At 65.2% G+C, this 24,806-nt stretch carries 5 protein-coding genes; all 5 read left to right on the top strand.

The window, feature by feature from the left end; genetic code table 11:
* The 5 genes from N4264_RS15850 (at position 1) to N4264_RS15830 (ending at position 24,794) form a co-directional block, all read left to right on the top strand.
* Positions 1–7,974, top strand: a complete 7,974-nt coding sequence (locus N4264_RS15850; RefSeq protein ID WP_261693209.1) for a non-ribosomal peptide synthetase/type I polyketide synthase — start codon at positions 1–3, stop codon at positions 7,972–7,974.
* 113 nt (positions 7,975–8,087) lie between these two features.
* The gene (locus N4264_RS15845) at positions 8,088–13,463 is read left to right on the top strand and encodes a non-ribosomal peptide synthetase (protein ID WP_261693208.1); all 5,376 of its coding nucleotides are present in this window, start codon (positions 8,088–8,090) and stop codon (positions 13,461–13,463) included.
* Between the two features lies 1 nt (position 13,464).
* A complete protein-coding gene (locus N4264_RS15840) occupies positions 13,465–19,056 on the top strand; it encodes a non-ribosomal peptide synthetase (RefSeq protein ID WP_261693207.1) in 5,592 nt (1,863 codons plus the stop codon).
* A complete protein-coding gene (locus N4264_RS15835; RefSeq protein ID WP_261693206.1) occupies positions 18,995–22,969 on the top strand; it encodes a non-ribosomal peptide synthetase in 3,975 nt (1,324 codons plus the stop codon). The genes N4264_RS15840 and N4264_RS15835 overlap by 62 nt, the downstream gene beginning before the upstream one ends.
* Before the next feature lie 16 nt (positions 22,970–22,985).
* A complete protein-coding gene (locus N4264_RS15830; protein WP_261693205.1) occupies positions 22,986–24,794 on the top strand; it encodes a carbamoyltransferase family protein in 1,809 nt (602 codons plus the stop codon).
* The last annotated feature ends 12 nt before the right edge of the window (positions 24,795–24,806 follow it).

Here is a 24,806-nt window from a genome sequence, read left to right as displayed (position 1 = left end):
ATGGAAACCGCGAAGAAACTGCTGGCATTACTGGGCTCCAGGCACATCGAGGTCTACCTCGACGGCGGCAAGCTCAAGACCAGGGCGGCGCCGGGCGCCATCACTGACGAGGTCGCCGCGCTGATCAAGGCTGGTCGCGATGATCTCATCGCCCTGCTCGCAGCGGGTAATGTGGCCATTTCCGGTATTCCCAAAGGCAACGCCGATGCCGGCTCGGCCGTCACGTCGAGCCAGCGCCGGTTATGGCTGAGCCAGAAGCTGTCCGATGCCAAGGCCATCTACAACGTGCCGCTGGCGGTCAAGCTGACCGGCGTGCTCGACGAAGCCTCGCTCGACCTGGCCCTGCACAAGGTGGTGGAACGCCATCAGGCCCTACGGACGCAATTCGTGGAGCAGGGCGGCGACGTCGTCGCGCGTGTCCGCGGCGCGGATCTGGTGGTAGGCCGGCATCGCGTGGATGCGCAGGCCGGCGATCCTGCGCCGGCACGTCGCCTGGTTGCGGAGCTCGTCGCGCGGCCGTTCGACCTCTCGGAAGACCTGCTGTTTCGCGCTGACCTGATCAGCGCAGGCCCGGAGGAACACATCCTGGTCCTGTGCATGCACCACATCGTCGCTGACGGGTGGTCGTGCGCCGTCCTGGTCAAGGAACTGGAAGCGCTCTACAACGCCGGTGGCAGCGATGCGTCACTTCCCGCGCTGACCGTGCAGTTCGCCGACTATGCGCAGTGGCTGGCGGCGCCGGAACAGCAGCGCGCCGAAGAGGCCCACCTGGCTTACTGGCGTGAACAATTGCGCGACGTGCCGGCGGTACATGCCCTGGCGCTGGATCATCCACGTCCACGTGTGCAGTCCTATGAAGGCGCGGAACGCGAGCACCTGCTGTCCGAGCAACTGACGGCTTCAGTTCGCGCCTTCGCTGCCAGGCAGGGGGTGACAGTGTACTGCCTGCTGCAGGCGGTGCTCGCGCTGGTGCTTGGGCGCTGGAGCAACGAGAAGGACATCCTGATCGGCACTTCCACGGCTGGCCGAAATTATCCCGAGCTTGAGAACCTGGTGGGCTTCTTCGTCAATCCGCTGATTCTGCGCAACCGGATTTCCGATACGGCGACGGTGACCGAGTATCTGGCGAGTGCGCGTCGTCTGCTGGTGGAGGCCTTCGAGCACCAGCAAGTTGCGTTTGAGCGCGTCGTTGACGAGGTATTGCCGACGCGCTCGGCCAGCCATGCGCCGCTCTTCCAGTTCATGTTCGACTACCAGGGTGCCAGCAATGGCACCGGGCAGGTGGCGCTGAACGGCCTGGATTGCCAACTGCTGCCGATCGGCAGCACCGGCGCGAAGTACGACATCGAGATCACCGCCACGGAACTGTCGTCGCGCACGCACCTGCGCTGGGTGTATGCGGCGAAGCTGTTCGGGGAGGCCACGGTCCGGCGCCTGCAGCAGTCCTTCGAAGCCCTGCTGGCGGCCTTTGTTGCCTCGCCCGACGAGCGCATTGCGGCCTTGCCGTTCCTGCCCGCAGAAGAAGCGGCATTCATCGCGCAGGCCGGACTCGGTCCCCGCGTGCCGGTTTCGTCGTTGACATTTCCCGAACGCGTCGCTGCGGTGGCACGCGAGTTGCCAGACTCCGTGGCGGTGGAGTTCGACGGACAAACCTACAGCTACGCCGAGATCGATTCGCGCGCGAACAAGCTCGCCCATTTCCTGCGCAAGCTGGGACTGCGCGCCGGCCTGCGTGCCGCTGTGTATCTTGAGCCCGGCCCGGAGCTGGTGATTGCCATCCTGGCAGTCCTCAAGGCCGGTGGCGCCTATGTGCCGATCGACCCGGCCTATCCGGAAGATCGCGTGGAATACATCCTCGACGATGCTCAAATCAGCATCGTGCTGTGCAGCCGCGAGGCCATGAACGAGGGATTGCCCGGCGACCAGAAAGTAGTTCCGGTTGACCTGGAGATCCAGGACGCCCTGTTTGCCAGCCAGCCCGACGAAGCCCCCGTCTGGCCGTCGGGTGAGGAACCACAGATCGCCTATGTGCTGTACACCTCCGGTTCCACCGGCAAGCCCAAGGGTGCAATCATCCCTCACAGCGCGCTGGGCAACTACCTCGACTTCGCGGCGACGTATTTCCGCGACGACCTGCGTGGCGCCATTGTCAGCTCCTCGATCGGCTTCGACGCGACGATCACCTCTCTGCTGACGCCGCTACTCATCGGAAAGCGGGTTGTTCTGCTCGGAAGCGCGCTGGACGCTGTTTTCGGCGGACTGAAGCACTACCTGCTGGAAGACCCGCACACCTGGCTGTTCAAGATCACGCCCGCGCATCTGTCGGCGTTGGGGCATGCCTGCGGCCGTCTTGGCCGGTCCCCGGCGCGTCACGTGCTGATCATCGGTGGCGAGCAGCTGGATCATGCCGTCGTTGACCAGTGGCGTTCGCACTGGCTGCCCGAGGCGACGTATGTGAATGAATACGGCCCCACTGAAACGGTGGTCGGCTGTTCCGTTTACGTCATCGACGGGCAGTCCGTCAACGTTCCGGTAAGCGGTGCTGTGCCGATCGGAAAACCGATCGCCAACACTGGACTGTACGCGGTGAATGGCGGTCAGCTCGTGCCGTTGGGCGCGGTTGGCGAACTGCATATCGCCGGCGCGGGATTGGCGGAGGGTTACCTGAATCTCCCCGAAGTGAGCGCGCAGCGTTTCGTGACGCTGCCGAACGTCGACCCGCAGCAACGCTTTTACCGCACCGGCGACCTGGTGCGTTTGCGCAGCGACGGGCACTTCGAGTTCATCAAGCGCTGCGACGACCAGGTCAAGATCCGCGGCTACCGCATCGAGACCGGCGAAATCGAGTCGGCATTGCGCGGTGTAACCGGGGTTCGGGAAGCGGCGGTGCTGGTCCAGGACGAGCCGTCGCAACGCCTGCTGGTGGCGTTCCTGCAACCGGCGGATGACGTTGCCGACGCAAAAGTGTTCCAGCAACGGGTCCGCCAGGAGCTGGCGCGGTCCCTGCCCGAGTACATGGTACCGGCTGCGTTCGAGTTGATCGCCGCCTTGCCGTTGACGGTCAACGGCAAGGTCGACAAGAGCGCGTTGCCCCGCATCGACGTCGCCGCCTCACTGGGCCTGAACTATGTCGCTCCCCAGTCAGACCTGGAAGGGGCCTTGTGCACGCTCTGGCAGGAAGCCATTGGCCTGGACCGCGTCGGCATCCACGACAATTTCCTCGATATCGGCGGCAACTCGCTCATGTTTGTGCGGCTGAGGGCCGACATCGAGAACCAGTTCGGCTGCAAGCTCGACATCACCGCATTTTTCGAATTTCCGACGATCGCGGAGCTGGCCCGGCATCTGCAGTCGATCCGCGACACGGGGCAGTCGATTGCCGAGGCGATCGTTGATGGCCGCGACCTGGCGCCGCGGACTGCCGCACAGGCGCAGGCACCGATCGCCATTATCGCGATGGCCGGTCGTTTCCCCGATGCGGATAGCCCGGATGCGCTGTGGGAGAACCTGCGTGAAGGCCGGGAATCGCTGCAGACATTCTCCGACGCCGAACTCATTGCCGGGGGATTCAGCCCTGCCGTAGTCGCTGATCCGGCGTTCGTGCGTTCGGCCGCCTTGCTGCGGGACGTGGCGTCCTTTGACGCGGACTATTTCCGCATGACGCCGCGCGAAGCGGAGATCCTCGACCCGCAGCAACGACTCCTGCTGGAATGCTCGGTGCACGCGCTGGAAAGCGCCGGCTACGGCGATGGCGCGCAGCCGCGGCACTGCGGGGTGTTCCTAGGGTGTGGCGAAAGCACCTATCTGGCCCATCACCTGCTGCCGCAGATGACGCTGATGCGCGACCTCGGGCTCAACGTCCTGCACGCCAACAGCAATCATTACCTCGCTACCCGCATCGCCTACAAGCTGGATCTCACTGGCCCTGCGATCACCATCGCAACGGCCTGCTCGACCTCGCTCGTCGCGGTGCACCAGGCGGTCAACAGCCTGCGGCACGGTGAATGTGACATGGCACTGGCCGGTGGTGCGGGCGTGTCGGAATTCGGCCCGAGCGGCTACCTGTACCGGGAAGGCGGCATCGAGTCGCCGGACGGGCGGTGCCGCGCCTTCGACGCGGATGCGCGCGGTACCCGCGGTGGCAACGGCGCCGGCATCGTGGTGCTCAAGCGCCTGGACGATGCGCTGCGCGACGGTGACAACGTGCTGGCCGTGATCCGGGGCACGGCGCTCAATAACGATGGGTCACAAAAGGCCGGGTATACCGCGCCCAGTGTGGTAGGACAGACCAGCGTGATCGAGGAGGCGCTGCGTGACGCGCAGCTCGACGCTCAGCAGATCCAGTACGTCGAGACGCACGGCACGGGCACGCCGCTGGGCGATCCGATCGAGTACCGCGCCTTGCGCAAGGTGTTCCACGCGGCCGGCGAAGCCCGCTGCGCGCTGGGCACGCTCAAGCCCAACATTGGTCACCTGGATGCGGCTGCGGGCGTCGCCGGACTGATCAAGGCCGTGCAGGCTGTTCGGCACGGCGTCATACCATCGTGTCTGCACCTGGATCGCCCGAACGAGCTGATCGATACGGCGGGCAGCCCGTTCTATTTCCCACGCCAGGCCCTGCCCTGGACCTGCGCCGAAGGCGAACCTCGCCGCGCCGGCGTCAGTGCGTTCGGAATCGGCGGAACCAATGTCCATGTAATCATCGAGCAGGCACCGGCTGTGGCCGGCGGAGAGAGCAACAGTGAAGATGACGGCTACCAGCTGTTTCCACTGTCTGCCCGGTCCGAAGCGTCGCTGGTGGCTGCGGCAGACGCGCTGCGCGAACACCTGGCCAGCACGCCCGGCCAGCGGCTGTCGGACATCGCCTACACGCTGCAGGTGGGACGTGAGGCTCATCCCTGGCGTCGTCATGTTGTCGCCAGGGATCGCGATTCCCTGGTTGCCGCGCTGGCGGAAGCGGGCTCACGCAAGGCCCGGCACCACGACGATGGCCGCAAACGCCTGGCAACGGTGTTCCTGTTCCCGGGGCAAGGGGCGCAGTACGCCACCATGGGACAGGGGCTGCTCGGCGTGGCGCTGCGCTACACGGAAGCGTTTGAGCAGTGCCGGGCGCTGATCGCCCGCCACGGCGGTTTTGATCTGCGCGACAAACTCGCCGAAGGCAATGCGGCGCTGTTGCCGACGGATGTCGCCCAGCCGGCGCTGTTCGCCCTGGAATACAGCCTTGCCACCGAGCTGACGGGGCTGGGCGTCGAACCTGCCGCGATGATCGGACATAGTCTTGGCGAGTTCGTTGCTGCCTGCCTGGCGGGCGTGTTCACGCTGGAGGACGCCATCAGGGTGGTGTGCGCGCGAGCCCGGTTGATGCAGGCGGGCGAGCCGGGCGCGATGCTGGCCATCAGCGCAGCGCGCAGCGCAGCCGAACCCTGCTACGACGTGAGTAGCGTGGCACTCGCGGCGATAAACGGTCCGGAGAACTACGTGGTTTCCGGCGCGACGGCCGTGATCGCCCAGGTCGAGGCACAGCTCAACCAGGCGGGTATCCAGTGCCGCACCTTGCAGACCTCGCACGCTTTCCATTCACCGATGATGACGGCGGCCGCGGACGGGTTGCGCACAGTCCTGGCGGGTGTCGCGCTGAACCCACCGACGATGCGCCTGCTGTCCAACGTCACCGGCGCGTTCATGACGCCGGAGCAGGCCTGCGATCCGGACTACTGGGCGAGCCACCTGTTGGCCCCGGTGCAATTCGCCCAGGGCCTGGAAACGCTGTGCCGTGTGTTGGGCGCAACCGGCGCGGATCTGGCGTTCGTCGAGGTGGGGCCGGGGCAGGGGCTTTCGAACCTGGTCCGCCGCAACCCCTGCGCCGCCCCGTCGCTGGCGACTCCGACGTTGCGTCATCCGCAGGAGTCAGGCGACGACGTCGTCTACTGGCTCAATGCGCTCGGCAAGCTCTGGACGCTGGGCGTCGGGCTTGACTGGCGCCAACTCCATGGGGTTGGCGCGCGCCGTCGCGTCGCGTTGCCGACCTATGCCTTCGATCGCAAGCGGTTCTGGATCGACCGGCCCAAAGCCGGAGAACGGCCGCTTCCCCCGGTACATGCGGCCCCGTCGACAAACCCGGAAGCGTGGTTCTACCTCCCGAACTGGCAGCTCGCGCCGGCGATCACACAGCCGGTCGACGCGACCGGTGAAAGCGTCGTTGCCTCAACCTGGCTGGTGCTTTCCGATGAGCTGGGCATTGCCGAGGCCCTGGCCGAGCGTATTCGTCCGCATGGTGAACCACGGGTCATTCCGCCCAGCGCTTTGGCGCCGTCGCTGATGGATGATGCGGCACAGCTTGAGCGACTGGTAGCGGGCCTTGCCGACAGCACGTCGGTTTCCATCGCCTGCCTGTGGCCCCTGGTGGCGACGACGGTGGAGTCGCCGGACTACGCGGAGTTCGAACGTCTCCAGCGACGCAGTTTCTATCCGTTGCTTGCGCTGCTGAAGGCCATTTTTGCGCAATGCCCCCGTCTGGAAGTGCGGCTGCATGTTGTTACCGACCGGGCGCTGCGTGTGACCGGCACCGAGACGATCCAGGCGGGGCTGGCGACGCTGCGAGGTCTGTGCAAGGTAGCGGCGCAGGAGAATCCACAGGTCGTCTGCCGCCTGATCGACATCGATGCCACGCAGGCCGGCAACGTCGTTCAGCGCGGGCGGATTGCCGAGCAGTTGTGGCGCGAATTCAACGCGGCGCAGGACGCTCCCGAGGTCGCGCTGCGCGGCAACGGGCGCTGGCTGAAGCACTTCCTGCCCCTGGCCGACAGCCGCCTCGCTACGCCACGCCCGGTTCTGCGCCACCGCGGCCACTACCTGATCACCGGTGGGCTCGGCCGCATCGGCCTGCAGTTGGCGAAGTGGCTGGCGGAGGATTACCACGCCCGGATCACCCTGGTGAGCCGCCGTGAATTCCCGGCAAGACAGGATTGGGCACGCGTTGACGAAGGCCTCTTCACCGCAGCCGTCGCCGAGCAAGTGCGGTGGTTGAATGCTTTGTGCGAAGCAGGCGCGGATGTCCACGTGCTGCGCGCCGACGTGGCCGACTACGCTGCGCTGGAGGTTGCCGTGACCGACGCCGAACGGGCCTGCGGCGCGATCGCCGGCGTGTTCCATGCGGCGGGCAACGTCGAGGATTCGGTACTGCCGTTGTCATCCACCGACGAAGCTGCCTGCGAACGGCAGTTCGCGCCCAAGGTGGCAGGCCTGATCCACCTCGAGCGCGTGCTGCGTGGCCGGCGTGTGGATTTCTGCCTGGTGATGTCTTCGCTGGCAGCCGAGCTGGGGGGGCTGGGATTCACCGCCTATGCGGCCGCCAGTGCCTATGCCGACGCCTTCGTCCAGCACCTTCGCAACGAAGGACATCATCACTGGTGCGCCATCGACTGGGACGGCTGGAATTTTTCCGGCGATGGCGCGGTCGCGCACGGCATGGAGCACGCCATGCGCCCGGCGGACGGCATGCGCGCTTTCGCCGTTGCCATGCAGCACTGCGACCAGCCTTGCCTGATCAATTCGACGACGGACATGGATGCGCGTTACGCCCGCTGGGTCGGCGGTCTGGCCGAGAGCGGGGAGGGCGCGATACAGGTCCACGAACGGCCGGATATCGCCCAGCCGTACGCAGCGCCGGGCACGAAGACCGAAGAGGTCGTCGCACGGATGTGGCAAGACGTGCTGGGTATCGAACGGATTGGCGTCAATGACAGCTTCTTCGAGCTGGGTGGCGATTCGCTGATCGCCACGCGCCTGGTCGCCAAGGTGCGTACGCATTTCAACGTCGCGGAGCGGGTGTTTTCGCTCTCGGACTTCTTCGCCAATCCGACCATCTCGCATATCGCCGCGCGGCTGGACGGCCACTCCGTGGTCGAGAAACTGGCGTCGAAGCGCCAGGAGCTGAGTGCCGAGGCGATTGTCGAGGAAGGGGAGTTCTAGACCGGAAAACCGGTGACGTAAGACCGTCCGACGTGGTCGGCGCCGACGTGGCGCGGCCGTGCGGCACATAGGGCTATTGGGTTTTCTTTTCGCGTCATATCGCGGGGGCAAGCATGAAAGTGGTGGAACGCATCATCGAGCGCGCGCTGCAGTCACAGGTCGCGCTGTACCTCAAGGACGGAAAGCTGGCCTACACGGCTGCCGGCGGTGGCTTGTCAGACGAACTGCGCGCGGAGATCGCCGCGCACAAGACGGAAATCATTGCGTACCTGCAGGCGTTGTCCGGCGACGCCGACGACACCGGCGGTTTTCGACTCGAACGTGCCCCCGATGGGGTCGACCGTCCGTTGTCGTCGCAACAGCACCAGGTCTGGCTGGCGCAGAAGATCAACGAGCAGGGCCAGTACAACATCGCCAATGCATTCGAGTTTCGCGCGCACCTGGACCCGGCCCGGCTGAGCAGCACGCTGCAGCACGTGCTGGAGCGCCATGAAATCCTGCGTACAGTCTACGTGGCGGACGCGGCCGGCGAGGTGAGGCAGCGTGTGTTGGGCAGCGCCGCGTTCGCGGTGACCTTCACCGACCTGTCTGCCATCGACGAGGCGCAGCAGCGCAACGAAGTCGCCGCGCTGGTCGCGGCCGAGCAGGCCAGACCCTTTGACCTGAGCAGGGATTTCCCGATTCGGGCGGTGTGTTACAGCTGCTCCCCATCGCGTAGCGTCCTGTCGATCACGATCCACCACATCGCCTCCGACGGCTGGTCGCAGGAACTGCTGGTGGGCGAGATCGCCGCGGTGTACCGGGCCCTCAGCGAAGGCCGCGCGCCGGCGCTGGCACCTCTTGCATTCCAGTATGGCGACTACGCCTACAGCCAGCAGAAGGCGCTGTCGGAGGGACGATTCGAACGGGAGAAAGCCTATTGGTTGCGCGAGCTGGCAGGCGCTGCGACCGATCCCGTGCTGCCGACCGATTTCGCGCGCCCGAAGGTGTTTGTGTCGTCCGGCGCCTCCGTCGAATGCCGGCTGGATGCGGAGGAGAGCGGTCGCCTCGGTGCGCTGGCCAAGCGCCACAACATGACCTTGTTCATGCTCCTGGAATCGGCGCTGGCGCTGCTCCTCGGGCGCTGGACCGGCAGGGAAGACGTGGTCATCGGCTCGCCCATCGCCGGCCGTGACCTGGAGGCCACGCACGGTCTCGTCGGATTGTTCGTCAACGTGCTGCCGTTGCGGACGCGGTGCCCTGTGCAGGGTCCGCTGGAGCAGTATCTGCGCGACAGCAAGTCCCGCCTGCTCGAAGCCTTCGCGATGCAGTCGCTTCCCCTGGGCATTGCCATGGAAGCGCTCGGTGTCGAACAGGCCTTGAGCCATACGCCGTTGTTCCAGGCCGTGTTCAACCTGCAGACCGTTGCGGCGGAAAGTCTCGCCCTGGGCGACATCGAACTGGCGCCGCTGCCGCAGGCGCCGTTGATCAAGTACGACCTGGAGGTCGTCGCGCTGCAGGGAACGGACGGGCTGACACTGAGCTGGAAATATGCCGACCGTCTGTTCGCGGCGAACACCATTGAAACGCTGGCGGAAGCCTATCGCGCGCTGCTCCGGCAGATCGGTTCCGGCGATGCCCTCGATATCGCCGACCTGGTGTTCTCCGGATTGAGCGCGATCGCCAGCCGTGGCAGCGAAGACGTGTTGGCCGATGACAACGCGCGTGCCAGCGCGATTGTCCAGGCGCATTTTCCCGGCAGTCCCGTGGCGTGGGTGCGCCAGGGCAGTGCGGCGACGGGGCGGCACGTGGTGCATGTGCTGCTGCCTGACCCGTTGGCCGCTGAGGTGCTGGCGCAGCGCCAGCGTGACGCTCAGGCGCAACTGCAATCGGAGCTCGGAGCCCACTGGCAGCCTGACGCATGGTCCCTGGTCGGCCGCGAATGCCTGGCGGCCGCAGGGCATCTGGACAAGAAGAAGCTGCCGACCGTCGCCTTCGCGCTGGAAACGGATGTGCAACGGCAGGTCGCAGCGGTGTGGCAGGAAATCCTGGAATGCCAGGCGATCGGCCTTACGGATGACTTCTTCGACCTGGGCGGCAATTCCATCAAGGCGATGCGCGTCACTTCCAAGGTGTCGGAAGTGTGTTCGGTGGACATGCAGATCCGCGACATCTTCGAGTACACCGTGCTGGCAGACTATGCCGCCCAGGTAGAGGCGCGTTCGCTGGTTCGCCAGCCGGGTATCGGCAAGCGCCCGGACGGCGAGCGCATGGCCTTGTCGTTCTCGCAGGAACGCCTGTGGTTCCTCGACCAGCTCAATGGTGGCAGCCCGGAGTACAACATGCCGGCGCTGTTCCAGCTGGAAGGGCGGTTCGATCACCTTCGCGCCGAAGAGGCTATGCGGACGATCGTGCAGCGCCACGAAGTGCTGCGCACGGTCTATGAAAGTGACGATGCGGGCGCCGTGCAGCGGGTGATCGATGGCGCCGATTTCCGTGTTGCTTATGCCGACCTGAGCACGCTGTCCGAAGCTGCCGCGCAGCAGGAACTGGAGCGTCTGATTCGTGCGGAAGTCGTCCGTCCGTTCGACCTGGCGAAAGACCTGATGGTGCGTGCCGGGTACTTTTTGCTGGGCCACACCGAGGACGGCGGTCAACGCGGCATCCTGCTGTTCAATATCCATCACATCGCATGCGATGGCTGGTCGCTCGACCTGCTGGTGAATGAATTCGTCAGCGTGTACCGGCAGCTGGACACGGGCGACAGCGCCGCCTTGCCGGAGCTGCCGATCCAGTATGGCGACTACGCCTATTGGCAGCGCCAGTGGCTGGGAAGCGGTTCCTTCGATCAGCAGCTGGGTTACTGGCTGAAGCAGCTGGAGGACGTGCCAGCCGTTCACGCATTGCGACTCGACCGGCCGCGTCCCGAGATCAAGGCGTATGTGGGTGACAGCGTGGCTGGTGGCGTTGATGCAGCGACGACTGCAGCGCTCGACACGCTCGCCAAGCGCTTCCAGCTGACCCCCTTCATGCTGATGCACGCGGCACTGGCGCTGGTCCTGGCGCGTAACGGCAACAGCGACGATGTGGTGGTCGGCACGCCGGTGGCCAACCGGCACCAGGCACAGACTGAGCATCTGATTGGCTTCTTCATCAATACGCTGGTGCTGCGCCTGAATACCGGCCACGGCACGCTCGGCGACTTCCTGCGCGAAGTCCGGCAGGTTCACCTCGACGCGCAGTCGAACCAGGACGTTCCCTTCGAACTGCTCGTTGATCGCCTGAACGTGCCGCGTACGACGCAGCACACGCCGCTGTTCCAGATCATGCTCACGTCCGACGCCGACTACGGGCTCAAGCGCGGCGAGGAGCGCGCACTGCTCATGCTGCCCGGCGCCCGCATCCGGACCTACCCGTTCGAAGGGTTCGCGGCGAAGTTCGACCTGGAAGTCAACATCAGCCAGACCTTCGAAACCACGGCGCTCCGCTGGACCTACGACAGCGCCATTTTCGACCGCAGCAGCGTGGAACGCCTGAACGCACACCTCGAACGGGTGATGGCGTCGCTCGCAGCATTGGCGGCCGATCTCGGGCGCGCGCCCGAAACGCCGCTCGCACCGTTGCCGATGTTGGCCGAGCGCGAGATCCGTTTCCTGCTCGATCGACACGATGGGCGGCCGGTGACGTATCCACAGGACCGCTGCATCCATCAGCTGTTCGATGCACAGGCGGAAAAGACACCCGACGCGATCGCGCTGGAAAGCGACGGTGTGCGTCTGACGTACCGGGAACTGCACGAACAGGCCAGTGCGATCGCGCGACACCTGCGCAGCGTCCAAGCGGTGGGCCCGGGTCGCCTGGTTGGCGTATGTCTGGAGCGCTCGGTCCATCTGGTAGCGGCGGTGCTGGGAATCCTGAAGGCCGGTGGCGCCTATGTGCCGCTTGATCCGAGCTATCCGAAGGCGCGTACGGGTCACATTCTGGAAGATGCGGCTATCGATCTGGTGTTGACCCAGGAGTCGCTGCGCGGCCAGTTCGAAGGGCAGCGCTGCGAGCTGGTCGTGGTCGATGGAGATGTGGTGGCCGCGGCGGCAGGTACGGACGACGACAGTGCCTTGCCGGTCGTCGCGCCATCGGACCTGGCCTACGTGATCTACACCTCCGGTTCGACCGGCAAGCCCAAGGGGGTTGCGATCCGTCATGCCAACACGGTCACGATGCTGTACTGGGCCAGGAATACCTATAGCGATGCGGAGCTGGCGCGTGTGCTGGCGTCGACCTCGCTGAATTTCGATCTGTCGGTGTTTGAGCTGTTTGTGCCGCTGTGCTTCGGCCACTGCTGCGTGCTGGTGCGCGATGCGCTGGCACTGATCGAGCAACCCGTCGCAGTGACGCTGATCAATACGGTCCCCTCGGCGATAAAGGTCTTGCTCGACAGCGACGCGATTCCGGCCGGCACGCAGGTCGTGAACCTGGCGGGCGAGCCGCTGCCAAAGCAGACCATCAATGACCTGCTGGCCAGGCGCGCCTGCCGCAGTGTGTACAACCTGTACGGACCGTCCGAAGACACGACGTATTCGACCTGGATGCGCTTTGAAGCCCCGGTAGACGGTTCCGTGCCGATTGGCCGGGCACTGCCCAACAGCCAGGCGCTGGTGCTGTCGCCCGGGCTGGCCCTGCTGCCGCCGGGCGTTGTCGGCGAGCTCTACCTGTGCGGTGCCGGCGTGGCCAAGGGGTACTACAACAATCCGGCGCTCACCGCAGAACGCTTCATCGCCAATCCGTACTACGACGCGGCCAATCCGGACTCGGGGCCGGTGCTCTATCGCACCGGCGACCTGGTTCGCCTTGACGAGAACGGCTTGCTGTACTTCATCGGTCGCGTCGATTCGCAGGTGAAGCTCCATGGCTTCCGCATTGAACTGGCCGAGATTGAACTGCAACTGGGTCGCCAGACTGGCGTGGATGCCGCGATCGTCGTCCTGCGTGGCTCGGACGAGGCCCGGCAGTTGGTGGCGTATGTCAAACCGGCGCACATGCCGCCGGCGGGCGTGGAACAGGCCTTCGTCACGGCGTTGCGCGAATCGCTGGCCCATGCGTTGCCGGCGTACATGGTTCCCGGCGCCATCGTGCTCATGGGCGAATGGCCGCTGACGCCCAACGGCAAGATCGATCGCGCCGCTTTGCCGGCGCCCGAAAGCGCCACGATCGCCAAGACGTACCTGGCGCCGTCCAGCGAGCTGGAGCGTCAGTTGCAGGACATCTGGCAGCAGTTGCTGGCGCGTGAGCGAATCAGCGTTGATGCGGACTTCTTCGCCCTCGGCGGCAACTCGCTCCTGCTGACGCGCCTGCATAGCCGGATCAAGAGCAGCTGCGGTGTCAACGTGCCGGTCAAGACCCTCTTCGCTCACCGCAGCATTGCGGCGCAGGCCTTCATCATCGAGGGCTTCCTGGCCGTCAGCCGTGCTCCGGACGCCTTGGCGGCGGACGTTGTCGAGGAGGAAATCTGAGATGTCCATCGAACTGTTGAAGGAAGCCAGTTCGTTGGGGGTCAGTCTCTTCCTCAGTAACGGCAAGTTGAAAGTACGGGCAAACCAGGGGGCGCTGACGGACGATCTGCGGCGCCGGATTCTGGATGCCAAGGCAGAGATCACGGCGCTGCTCGAAACAGTGGGCGGTATTCGCGCCGAGGACGGCAGCGAGTCGATCAAGCCGGCGTTGCGCCGGGGGGAACGGCTTCCGCTCTCGTTCCAGCAACAGCGGCTGTGGGTGCTGAGCGAGCTGCAGCCGGGCAGCACCGACTACAACATGCCGTTCGCGTTCCGTATTCGCGGCGGATTCTCGCTGGAGCGGGCGCAGTCGGCGATCGACAATGTCGTCGCCCGCCATGAAGTGCTTCGCACCAGTTTCCACCGGGATGACGAGGGGATCTACCAGCGCGGCCATTCACAGGTCCGGGTGCCGATCATCCGCCGCGATCTGCACGATGTGGCGCACGCGGATCAGGACGCCGCCGTGCAACGCTTCATCGCCGAGGACGCCGCCGTGCCGTTCGATCTGGCGCGGCCGCCGCTGATCCGCGCCGCATGGATGGCCCTGTCGCCCGACGAAGGCGTGCTGTATTTCAACCTGCACCATATCGTCTTCGACGGATGGTCGGTCGACATCCTGCTGCGCGAATTCGTCGCCTTCTACACGGCACCGGCCCGCATGCATTCTGATGCGGCAATGCCCCTGTCGATTCAATACGCCGACTACGCCGTGTGGCAGCGCGAGCGACTGAACGCCGAGCGGCTGGGTGAGCAGGTCGGCTACTGGACGCGTGTGCTGCAGGGGGCGCCGGCGGTACACCCGTTGCCGCTGGACTTTGAGCGGCCCAAGGTCAAACGCCACGCGGGCGATGTCGTGCAGGGGGTGGTGGCGCCCGCGCACCTTGCGCGTCTGCAGACGCTGGCGCAGGCGCTGGATGTCACCTTGTTCATGGTGCTGCACGGCGCGCTTTCGGTGGTCCTCGCGCGCTATGGCGCGGATTCGGATGTGATCGTCGGGACACCGGTGGCGAATCGTCACAACAGCCAGCTCGACGAACTCATCGGCTTCTTCATCAACACCTTGGTGCTGCGCGTCTCCTGTGACGAGACGCAGACGGTGCGCGACTTCTACCGTCAGGTACGCGAGGTGAACCTGGGCGCGCAGACGCACCAGGACGTGCCGTTCGAGATGCTGATCGACAGATTGAACGTGCCGCGCAGCACGGCGCACAGTCCGCTGTTCCAGGTCATGCTGTCGCTGGACAACACCGTCCGGAGCGCAACCAGCAACGGTGCCTTCGAGGTGCAGCCGGTGAACGTGGGCGTCTCACAGGCCAAGTACGACCTCACGCTAAATGCCAGCGCCGGACCGGACGGCCTGGCCCTGAGCTGGATTTACGACACGTCCCTGTTCAGGGCCGAGACGATTCGTCGCCTCGACGAGCACCTGGGCGTCCTTCTTCTGGACCTGGCAGGCGATGTCGATCGTCCGCTCTCCGCGCTGGACTCCCTTGCGATCCCGGAACGCGCATTCCTGACCCATGATCTCGTCGGGGAGACCGTGGCGATTGACGCCGATTGCCTCCCCGACCGCCAGCTGGCGGCGACGGCGCGTCGGACGCCCGACGCCGTTGCGGTCGCTGATGGACGTGCGGTCATCCGCTACGCGGAACTCGATCAGCAGGTCGATCACCTCGCGGGCGTCCTCTATGCAAACGGTGTTGCCCGGCAGGACCGGGTCGGCATTGTGCTGCCGCCATCGCCGGCGATGGTCGTCGCCGTGCTGGCGTGCCTGCGCGTCGGCGCGGTGTACGTGCCGATGGATCCTGCTTCGGCAGCGAAGAAGATTGACCACATTGTCGCCGACAGTGCCATCAAGCTGCTGCTCACGGTGTCCACGCTGCCGGATTTCACCCGTAACACGGCGGTGAAGGCCTGCTATCTCGACGAAGCGCTCGATCGCGGCGACTGGCGCTCGGCATCGCCGGTGTCCCCGCCGGAATTGGCAGCGGATGACCTGGCGTACATCCTCTACACCTCCGGTTCAACCGGCCAGCCCAAGGGTGTGGCGATCACCCGCAGCGGCCTGTGCAACTACCTGGGCCATTGCCTGCGTGAATATGCGCGCGAGCCCTTCGATGAAGCCGTGATGAGCTCGCCGCTGACGTTCGACGCGACGATCACCACGCTGTTCACACCGTTCCTTTGTGGAAAGACCCTGCGCATCGTCAGCGCCGGCCAGGAAGCCCTTGCGCAGGATCTGGGCGAGCTGATGCTCGGTGACGCCGCCCGACGCCTGTACAAGCTGACACCGGCGCATCTTGACCTGCTGGTCCGTTACTGGCGGGAACAGGGCGAGGCGCGACGCGGCCAGGCACCGGTGCTGGTGGTGATCGGCGGCGAGCAGTTGCTGAAGAAGACGCTGGAGCCGTTCCTGGAGCGCATGGCGGCGGGGTCGGCCTTCGTGAATGAGTACGGGCCAACCGAAACGGTGGTGGGGTGCTGCGTCTACACCGTGCGTAGCAAGGCGGACCTGGCCGGCGACTCCGCAGTCGTGCCGATTGGCCGCCCGATCCAGAATACGCAACTCCATCTCTTCCACGGGCACCGCCTCAGTCCGCTGGGCGCCACCGGCGAATTGTTCATTGCCGGTGCCGGCGTGGCGCGGGGCTATCTGAATCAACCAGCGCTGCAGGAGCGCCACTTCGTCCTGCGGGAAGTGGGTGGCGTGCAACGGCCGTACTATCGCACCGGCGACCAGGTGCGATACGGCGACAATGGCCAGCTGGTATTCGTCGGTCGCAACGACGAGCAGATCAAGCTGCGTGGCTACCGGATCGAACCGGCGGAAATCGAAGCCTGCCTGTGCGCCTGCACCGACGTGCGCGAAGCGTGCGTGCTGTTGTCAGACCAGCTGGCCACGCCCGCACTCGTCGCCTACGTCGTCGCCACCGACGCGGCCGACCGGGAGGACGCGCTGGCCGCGCAGTTGCGCGATTGGTGCAAGGCCGGCCTGCCGGCGCCCTATGTGCCCTCGGCATTCAAATTCGTCGACCAGCTTCCGACGACAGCGAACGGAAAGGTCGACAAGCGGGCACTGGCGGCCCTGCCGCTGAACATTCAACCGGCTGCCTCTTACGCGGCGCCGGAAACGCCGATGCAGCAGGCACTCAGTGATCTGTTCGCAGGGCTGCTCAAGCGCGAACGTGTCGGGATCAACGACAACTTCTTTGCACTGGGCGGTGACTCGATCCTGGCGATCCAGGCCGTTTCACGGGCCAAGAAGGCGGGCCTGCGGATCACGACGCAGCAGATATTCGAACACCAGACGATCGCGGAGTTGAGCAAGGTGGCGATCGCCCTGGGTGCCCGGACGGTCGGTGTGGAAACTGGCGATGAGCCGTTTGAACTCACGCCTATCCAGCACTGGTTTGTCCGCAGCCAGCCGCACGCACTGCATCACTACAACCAAAGCCTCATCCTGGAAGCGCCGGCGGATATCGACGCCGGTACGCTGGCACGCATCGCCGAAGCGCTGCTGCGTCGGCACGACGCGTTGCGTTCAAAATTCGTCCAGCGTGACGGTGTCTGGAAAGCAGTCGGTCAGCCTTTCGACAGCGCACTGCTGAGCCGGTGTCTGGCGGAAGAATCGCTGCCCGATGGCGTGGACGAGAGCCGGCGCTTCATCGCCAGCCGCTGCAATCACTATCAGGCGGGCCTGAATCTGGAGACGGGACCGCTGTTCAAAGTGGTGCTGTTCAAGGGGATGCGTGGTGCGCGGGTACTCATCCTTGCGCACCACATGGTGGTGGACGGAGTGTCCTGGCGTGTCCTGCTGGACGATTTCGAGCGGGCCTATCGGCAGCTTTCGACCGGGGATGCCATCGCGCTTGGCGCAAAGGGAACGTCCTACCAGTATTGGAGCGGTTTGCTCGGCCGCCACGCCAGCCGTATTGCCAATGGGCAGGAACGCGCCTATTGGGCCACGCAACTGTCAGCGGGAAATTTTCCGTTCCGTGAATTCGAACCTGCCGAGCTCCCGACTGTCGCCACCAGCCGCCAGGTTTCCCAGGAGCTGTCGACCGACGAAACGGCCGCGCTGCTGACCCACGCCAACGCGTCCTACGGTACGCGCACGCTGGACCTGCTCCTGGCCGCCGTGTTCCTGGGTCTGGCTCCCTGGGCGAAGAGCGATGCCTTTGCCGTAGAGCTGGAAGGGCACGGTCGCGAGGCGCTGGAAGCGGACCTGGACCTGTCCGAGACCCTGGGCTGGTTCACGTGCCTGTACCCGCATGTGCTGCGCGGCGCACCGGGCGACCCGGGTGCCACGCTGCGTACGATCAAGGAAGACCTGCGCGCCATTCCGGGCGGTGGCATTGGCTTTGGTCTGCTGAAATACCTCGCGGCCGAGCCGCAGCTGCAGGCGGAGGAGCACGCGCCGCACATCGTGTTCAACTACCTCGGCCAGCTGGACCAGGGGGGCTCTGGCCCGTCGGCGTTCACCCTGGCCAATGAAGACGGCGGGGCCCAGGTGGCACCGCAGGCACGCCGGGCGCATCGACTGGCGATCACGGCCTTCACGATGGGCGGCCGCCTGCGGCTCTCGCTGGACTACAGCCACGCTGAATACAGCGAAGAAACAGCGGCTGCGATGCTGCAGGCGATGGTTTCCGCGGCGCAGGCCGTCATCGCGCATTGCACGCGGCAGCAATCGCGCGTGTTCACGCCGTCGGATTTTCCGCTCACGACCATCCGCACGGACGCGCTCGATCGCCTGCAGGCCGCAGAGGCGATCGCCGACCTGTATCCGAGCACGCCGATGCAGCGCGGCATGCTCGCGGTGAGCGAACTGGATCGCAGCGCCTACGTCACCCAGTTCTATCCCATGTTGCGAGGCACCTTGGAACCGACGACCCTGGCCAGGGCCTGGCAGGGCGTTGTGGACAAATATGCCTCGCTGCGTACGCGTTTCGTTGTCGAGGACGATGTGCAGTATCAGCTGGTGCGCAGGAACGTCGATGGCGCGATGGCCGTCGTGGACCTGTCCGACGGCAGCGAGGCGGAGCAGCAAGCCCGTTTCCAGGCGCTTTGCGAACAGGACAAGGCCCAGGGCTTTGCGGGAACGGAGCCGGCACTGTATCGCATCACGCTGGTACGCTTCGGCGCCGACCTGCACCGCCTGCTGTTCACCTGCCATCACAGCGTTTTCGACGGCTGGTCGATGTCGCTGGTCTTCAACCAGCTGCTGCACAATGTCAAGCGGCTGGGCAAGGGCGAGGCGCTGGTTGTCGCGGCGGAAGCCGACTACGACCGCTACGTTGCATGGCTGCTGCAACAGGACGCGGAGCAGGCGATTGCCGCCTGGCGCGACTACCTCGCCAGGCCGACCCCCCGCCACGCTGAGGCTGCCGCGTCTGAGCGGGCAGGGCGGGCCGACACATGGCCTTGCGCAGGAACAGATTGGTGCGACCGATACCCAGGCCATCCGCGAGTTCGCGCGCCGCCAGGGCGTGACACTGAACACGCTGGTGCAGTTCGCGTGGGCACTGGTGCTCAAGGCCTATTGCGGTGATTCGGACGTGACCTTCGGCGCGGTAGTGTCCGGGCGTCCGCAGGAAGTGGAAAATGTCGACAGGATGGTGGGCTTGTTCATCAACACCATTCCTGTCCGCGTGAAGATCGAGGACGGATTGCCCGGTGCCCAGCTGAACGCGTTGCAGAAGACCTTCCACGACAACAATCGCCACGCCTTTCTTGCCTACAGCGAAATCAAGCGCACGGCGGGCATCAGTGCCGACGCGCCGTTGTTCGAAAGCGTCATCGATTTCAAGAATTACCCCATAAACGAGCATGCGGTGGCGGGTGGGACCGAGGACCTGGTCGTCGAAACGCCGGATGGCTACGGCACCAACGCCTTCGATATCTCACTCATCGTGGGCGTGTACGAAACCATCCTGTTCAACTGCAGTTACCGCAGCGACCTCTACGAGGCGGCTTACCTGGCGCAGATGCTGGCATACCTGTCCCGGGTGCTGGTGACATTGGCGCAGGGGAGCACCGTCGAGGCGATCGGACCGACAGTGTCGGTGCCGCCGCAAGCGGCGTCGGGTGAAACCGGCGCTGTCCTGCTCATGCATCAGCGGTTTGAGCGCGTCGTCGCAACGGCACCGCAACGAACCGCCCTTAGCTGTGAGTCGCAGACGCTCACGTTCGCCGAGCTGGATGCACAGGCGAACCGGATTGCGCGGTTGCTGATCGCACAGGGCGTCAGCGCCGGCGAGCCCGTCGGCCTGATGCTGGGGCGTGGCGTGTCGTTCGTGGCAGGTGTGCTGGGCGTGCTCAAGTCGGGCGCGGCGTACGTGCCGATCGACCCGGCGTATCCGGACGAGCGCAAGCGGCACATGATCAGTGACAGTGGTCTCGCACAGTTGCTGTGCGATGCGGGCAGCCAGCTCCCGTCGCTACCGGCGGTGCAGCAGCATTGCCTGGATGTGCCGCAGACGCTGGCCGGCCATGCGGCGGATCCACTGCCGGAACGACCGCTGGCGCCGTCGAGCCTGGCCTATGTGATCTACACCTCGGGCTCAACCGGCAAGCCCAAGGGGGTGATGGTCGAGCACCGCAATCTGTGCCACCTCGCCGACGGGATGCGCGCGCTGGGCATTGACGGCAGCGGCTGCTGGGCAGCAGTCGCATCGTTCTCGTTTGATGCGTCGCTGCAGGGGCTCTGCCACTTGATGGAGGGCGGCCACCTGGTCGTACTCACCGACGAGGAGAAGGTCGATGCCGTGCAGCTGCGCCAGCGAATTGCGCAGCATGGCGTCGATATCGTCGACTGCACGCCGACCTTGCTCGAAAGCTGGCTGGAGCAGGGGGCTGGCGACGTGCTGCCGAGTCTCGTGATCGGCGGCGAAGGCATTACGGAAACACTGTGGCGCCGGATCGCGGCGCGCAACCGGCCTGGCGTCCGCCACTTCAATGCCTATGGCCCCACCGAGTGCACGGTCAATGCCACCATGGCGCTGATTGACGGCGAGCGTCCGCATATCGGCCGCTGCCTGGGCGACAGCTTCGGGCTGGTGCTCGATTCCGCCATGAATCCGTGCCCCGTCGGCGTGGCCGGTGAACTCTACCTGGGCGGGCCTGGCGTTTCGCGCGGCTATCTGGGCAATGCCGAGCTGACAGCGCAGCGATTTGTCCGCGACACGCTGAGCGGCCGAAACGGGCTGCTGTATCGCACGGGCGACCAGGTGCGCCAGCTTCCCGACGGCTCCTTCGAATACCTGGGGCGCCTCGACGAGCAGGTGAAGATCAACGGCTATCGCATCGAGCTTGACGAGATCGTTGCCGCGCTGGACAGCCATCCGGCGGTGGAATCGGCGCTGGTGGTGGCTGCCCGGGCCGACAGCGGACGCACCCAGCTGGTGGCCTGCGTGCGGCACAGCGAATCCGCCGACGCGCGCCCCCTGGCGGGTGAGCTGGACGGTTGGCTCCGGCAGCGGCTGCCGGCGTACATGCAGCCGCGACGCTATGTCCTGACGGCGCGCTGGCCGATGACGGCGAACGGCAAGATCGATCGGGACCATCTGTTGTCGATGCCGGTCCAGAACGTGAACTCGCCATCGGACAGTGGCGCGAGCACACCCGTGCAGGACGTGCTTTCCGAACTGTTTGGGTCGGTGCTGGGCCGGGAACGGGTTGGTGTCGACGACAACTTCTACGAACTCGGTGGTGATTCGATTCTTGCCATCCGGCTGGTTGCGAAGGCGGCCAGGCAGGGCCTCAGGTTTTCGATCCGGCAGCTGACGACGCATCCCACGGTGCGGGAGCTGGCGCCGTTGTGCGAAAGCAGTGCCCGCAGCGACGGTTTCGCGGAAACACCCTTGCACGGGCTGCTGCGCGAACTGTTTGCGTCGGTGCTCGGGCGCGAGAGCGTCGGGCTGGACGACAATTTCTACGAACTGGGCGGTGATTCGATTCTCGCCATCCGGCTGGTCGCCAAGGCGGCCCGGCGCGACGTCACGTTCAGCATCCGGCAGCTCACGACGCATCCGACCGTCAGGGCCCTGGCCGAGGTCTGCCGTGCCAAGGCGTTGGCTGATGCGGGCAAGCCGGTCGTGGGGCTGCAGCCGCTGCTGCCGATCCACCACGAAGTCATCGTCGAGCAGCGGCATGCCGGCGAAGCGGTATTCGACCACTTCAATGGTGGATCACTGTTCGGTGTGCCGGCGGGTTTTGAGGAATCGCACCTGGCGGCCGTCTACACGGCCCTGCTGCACCGGCACGATGCGTTGCGGCTGGCATTCGACATTGCGGGGCAGGCGCCTTCGGCAAGGTATCTACCTGCGGATGCCGCGGTATTCACGCGCGCAAGATCCGTCGAGGAGGTCGCTGCGGGCGAAGCGGACATTCCCGCCGCCATCAAGGCGATCTGCGTGAAGCACCAAAGCTCGCTGCGCCTGGCTGAGGGCGGCTTGTTCAAGCTCGTACTGATTCGGGCGCCCGATGGTGATCGCCTGCTGATGCTGGCGCACCACGCGGTGGTCGACGTCGTGTCGTGGCACGTGCTGGTGGCAGACCTGGGCGAAGCCGTGGGCCAATGCCTGCGCGGCGAGGCGGTGCATCTGGCGGCAAAGACGTCGTCCTCCTACCAGTCCTGGGCAGGCTATCTGGTCGATAGCGCGAGGGCGGGGACGTTCTCCGGCGAACGGGACTACTGGAAAGCACAGCTGCGGACGGATCGGCTTGCGCCAGTAGTGCTGGCCGAGGACGTGCCGGCCAGCATGGGGCATCGCCGCCACCAGCCGGTCGTTCTGGAGGCAGATGCCACGAAAGCCCTGCTCGAGAACGCGCGAACACATCTGCGTGCCGACATCAATGCCGTCCTGCTGGCGGCCTTGTATCGGGGCCTGGCTCGCTGGAGGTCTTCGGCCGGGTTCCGGTTCCTGCTCGAGAGCCACGGTCGTCACAGCGAGGAAGCCGGGCTTGATCTGTCACAGACCGTCGGGTGGTTCACCCAGGCCTATCCCTTCCTGCTCGATTTTGAACCCGGTGCGGTGGAGGACGATGTGGCGCACGTCAGCAGCAAGCTGGCGGCGGTACCCCGGCAGGGCCTTGGATACGGCGTACTGCGCTTCCTCGAACGCGATCCGGCGCTGATGCCGCCGGACGGCGCTGCCGTATTCCAGGTGCTGTTCAACTACCTGGGCCAGTTCAACGCGATGGTCGGCGACGCCGGCGTGCTGACCTTTCGCCAGGAAGACATCGGTGCCTCGGTCGATCCCCGCCTGCCGGCGACGACGCCGATGGGTTTCCAGGGTGGGGTGTACGGCGGAAAGCTGGCGATGAACGTCGAATACGACGCGCGCCACTTCGGCGCCGAAGAAGTGCTGCGACTGGCAACGCACATCCGTGCGGAATTGATGGCGATCGTCGAGGCTTCGCGTGAACGCGAGGCGGCGCTGGTCGAATCCGAAAACCATTGACACAACGGGATCAAGAATGAGTACGCATAAGGACATCCATCCATCCAGAGTCGTCGTCGGAATGTCGTTCGGCTACCACGACGCCGCCTGCTGCATCCTCAAGGACGGCAAGCTGGTCGCCGCCGTCCAGGAGGAGCGCTTCAGTCGCGTCAAGAACGACAAGTCATTTCCGAGGAAGAGCCTGCGCTACTGCCTGGAAGAAGCGGGTGTTGGGCTGGACCAGGTCGATTGCATTGCCTATTACGAAGAGCCTGAGAAGAAGCTGTCCCGGCAGATCTGGATGGGGAGCATCGAGAATGCCGATCCGGTGCGCAAAGCCAACGTCGTGCAGCACATCTGTGCTGAAAGTCCGGAACGGACCATCCGCGACACACTCGGCTATCACGGCCGGATCGAGATCGTCGAGCACCATCTGTCGCACGCCGCCAGTGCGTATTACTTTTCCGGTTTCGATGAAGCGGCCGTGCTGACGGTGGACGGCGTGGGCGAGTGGGCGACGACCAGCTACTCGGCCGGCTATGGCGAAAGCCTGAGCATCTTCGAGGAAGTTGGTTTTCCCGACTCGCTCGGGTTGTTCTACAGCACCATCACCGCGTTCCTGGGCTTCAAGGTCAACAGCGGTGAATACAAGGTGATGGGCCTGGCGCCCTACGGTAACGACATCTACGGCGACAAGCTGCGGCAGCTGATCCAGGTTGGCGAGAACGGCCAGTACCGGCTCAACATGCGCTACTTTGATTTCCTCAAGACCAGCCGGATGTACTCCGACGAGCTGATCGCGCTGCTGGGAATTGCGCCGCGGGTGCCGGAATCGGACATCGCGCAGCACCACATGGATATTGCCAAGAGCCTGCAGGTGGTTCTGGAAGAGATCCTGCTCGACAAGGTGCGTTACCTGCACTCGCGCGTGCCGAGCAAAAACCTGTGCATGGCCGGGGGCGTGGCGCTCAACTGCGTCGCCAACGGCAAGATCCTGCGCGACGGGCCGTTCGAGAACCTGTTCGTTCAGCCCGCTGCCGGTGACGCCGGTTCTTCACTGGGCGCGGCTGCCGTGGCCTGGGTACGCCTGTTCGGCGAGCGCCCGGCGCAACGCGACATGCCACATGCCTACCTCGGACCGCGCTATGCCGCTGACGATGTCTATCGCCTGCTCAAGAGCACCGGCGTGCAGTTCGACGACTATCGCGGCAAGGAAAAGGAACTGATCGAGTTCACGGCCGGCCAGATTGCCGATGGCAAGGTGATCGGCTGGTACCAGGGGCGGATGGAGTTCGGACCGCGTGCGCTCGGCGCCCGGTCGATCCTGGCCGATCCGCGCGACGGCGGCATGCGCGAGAAGATTAATGCGCTGGTCAAGATGCGCGAGGCGTTCCGGCCGTTTGCGCCCGCCGTGAAGGCGGAAGCGGCAACCGACCATTTCGCGCTGACCTCGCCCTCGCCGTTCATGTTGCAGACCTGCGACGTCGAGTCACTGCTGGACCTGCCCGCAATTACGCATGTGGACAATTCAGCGCGCGTGCAGACGGTCGAGGCTGACGTCAACCCACGCTTCCATGCGCTGTTGTCCGAATTCGAGCGGCTGACGGATTGTCCGATCCTTCTGAACACCTCGTTCAATGTGCGCGGCGAGCCGGTGATCTGCTCGCCGCTGGACGCGATCATCTGTTTCGTCAGGGCGAGGATCGACTTCCTGATCCTGGAAGACTTCGTCATCCGCCAGACCGACATTCCGGAGATGTGGCGCGTTGGCGTCAGCAATACGCCCGTTGTTCCACCGCGAAAGGACGCGCGCGCCATCGGTCACGCCGTCTACACCTTCCTTTGAGAGTGCTTTGCC

The organism is Tahibacter amnicola (genome assembly GCF_025398735.1).
Taxonomy (GTDB): Bacteria; Pseudomonadota; Gammaproteobacteria; order Xanthomonadales; family Rhodanobacteraceae; genus Tahibacter; species Tahibacter amnicola.
Note: the sequence above shows the minus strand (reverse complement) of the source record. Positions and strands in the feature narration are given on the sequence as shown.

What these genes read in the sequence shown, in the direction of transcription:
- N4264_RS15850 (WP_261693209.1), top strand. Translation starts at nt 1, where the DNA reads ATGGAAACCGCGAAGAAACTGCTGGCATTACTGGGCTCCAGGCACATC.
- N4264_RS15845 (WP_261693208.1), top strand. Translation starts at nt 8,088, where the DNA reads ATGAAAGTGGTGGAACGCATCATCGAGCGCGCGCTGCAGTCACAGGTC.
- N4264_RS15840 (WP_261693207.1), top strand. Translation starts at nt 13,465, where the DNA reads ATGTCCATCGAACTGTTGAAGGAAGCCAGTTCGTTGGGGGTCAGTCTC.
- N4264_RS15830 (WP_261693205.1), top strand. Translation starts at nt 22,986, where the DNA reads ATGAGTACGCATAAGGACATCCATCCATCCAGAGTCGTCGTCGGAATG.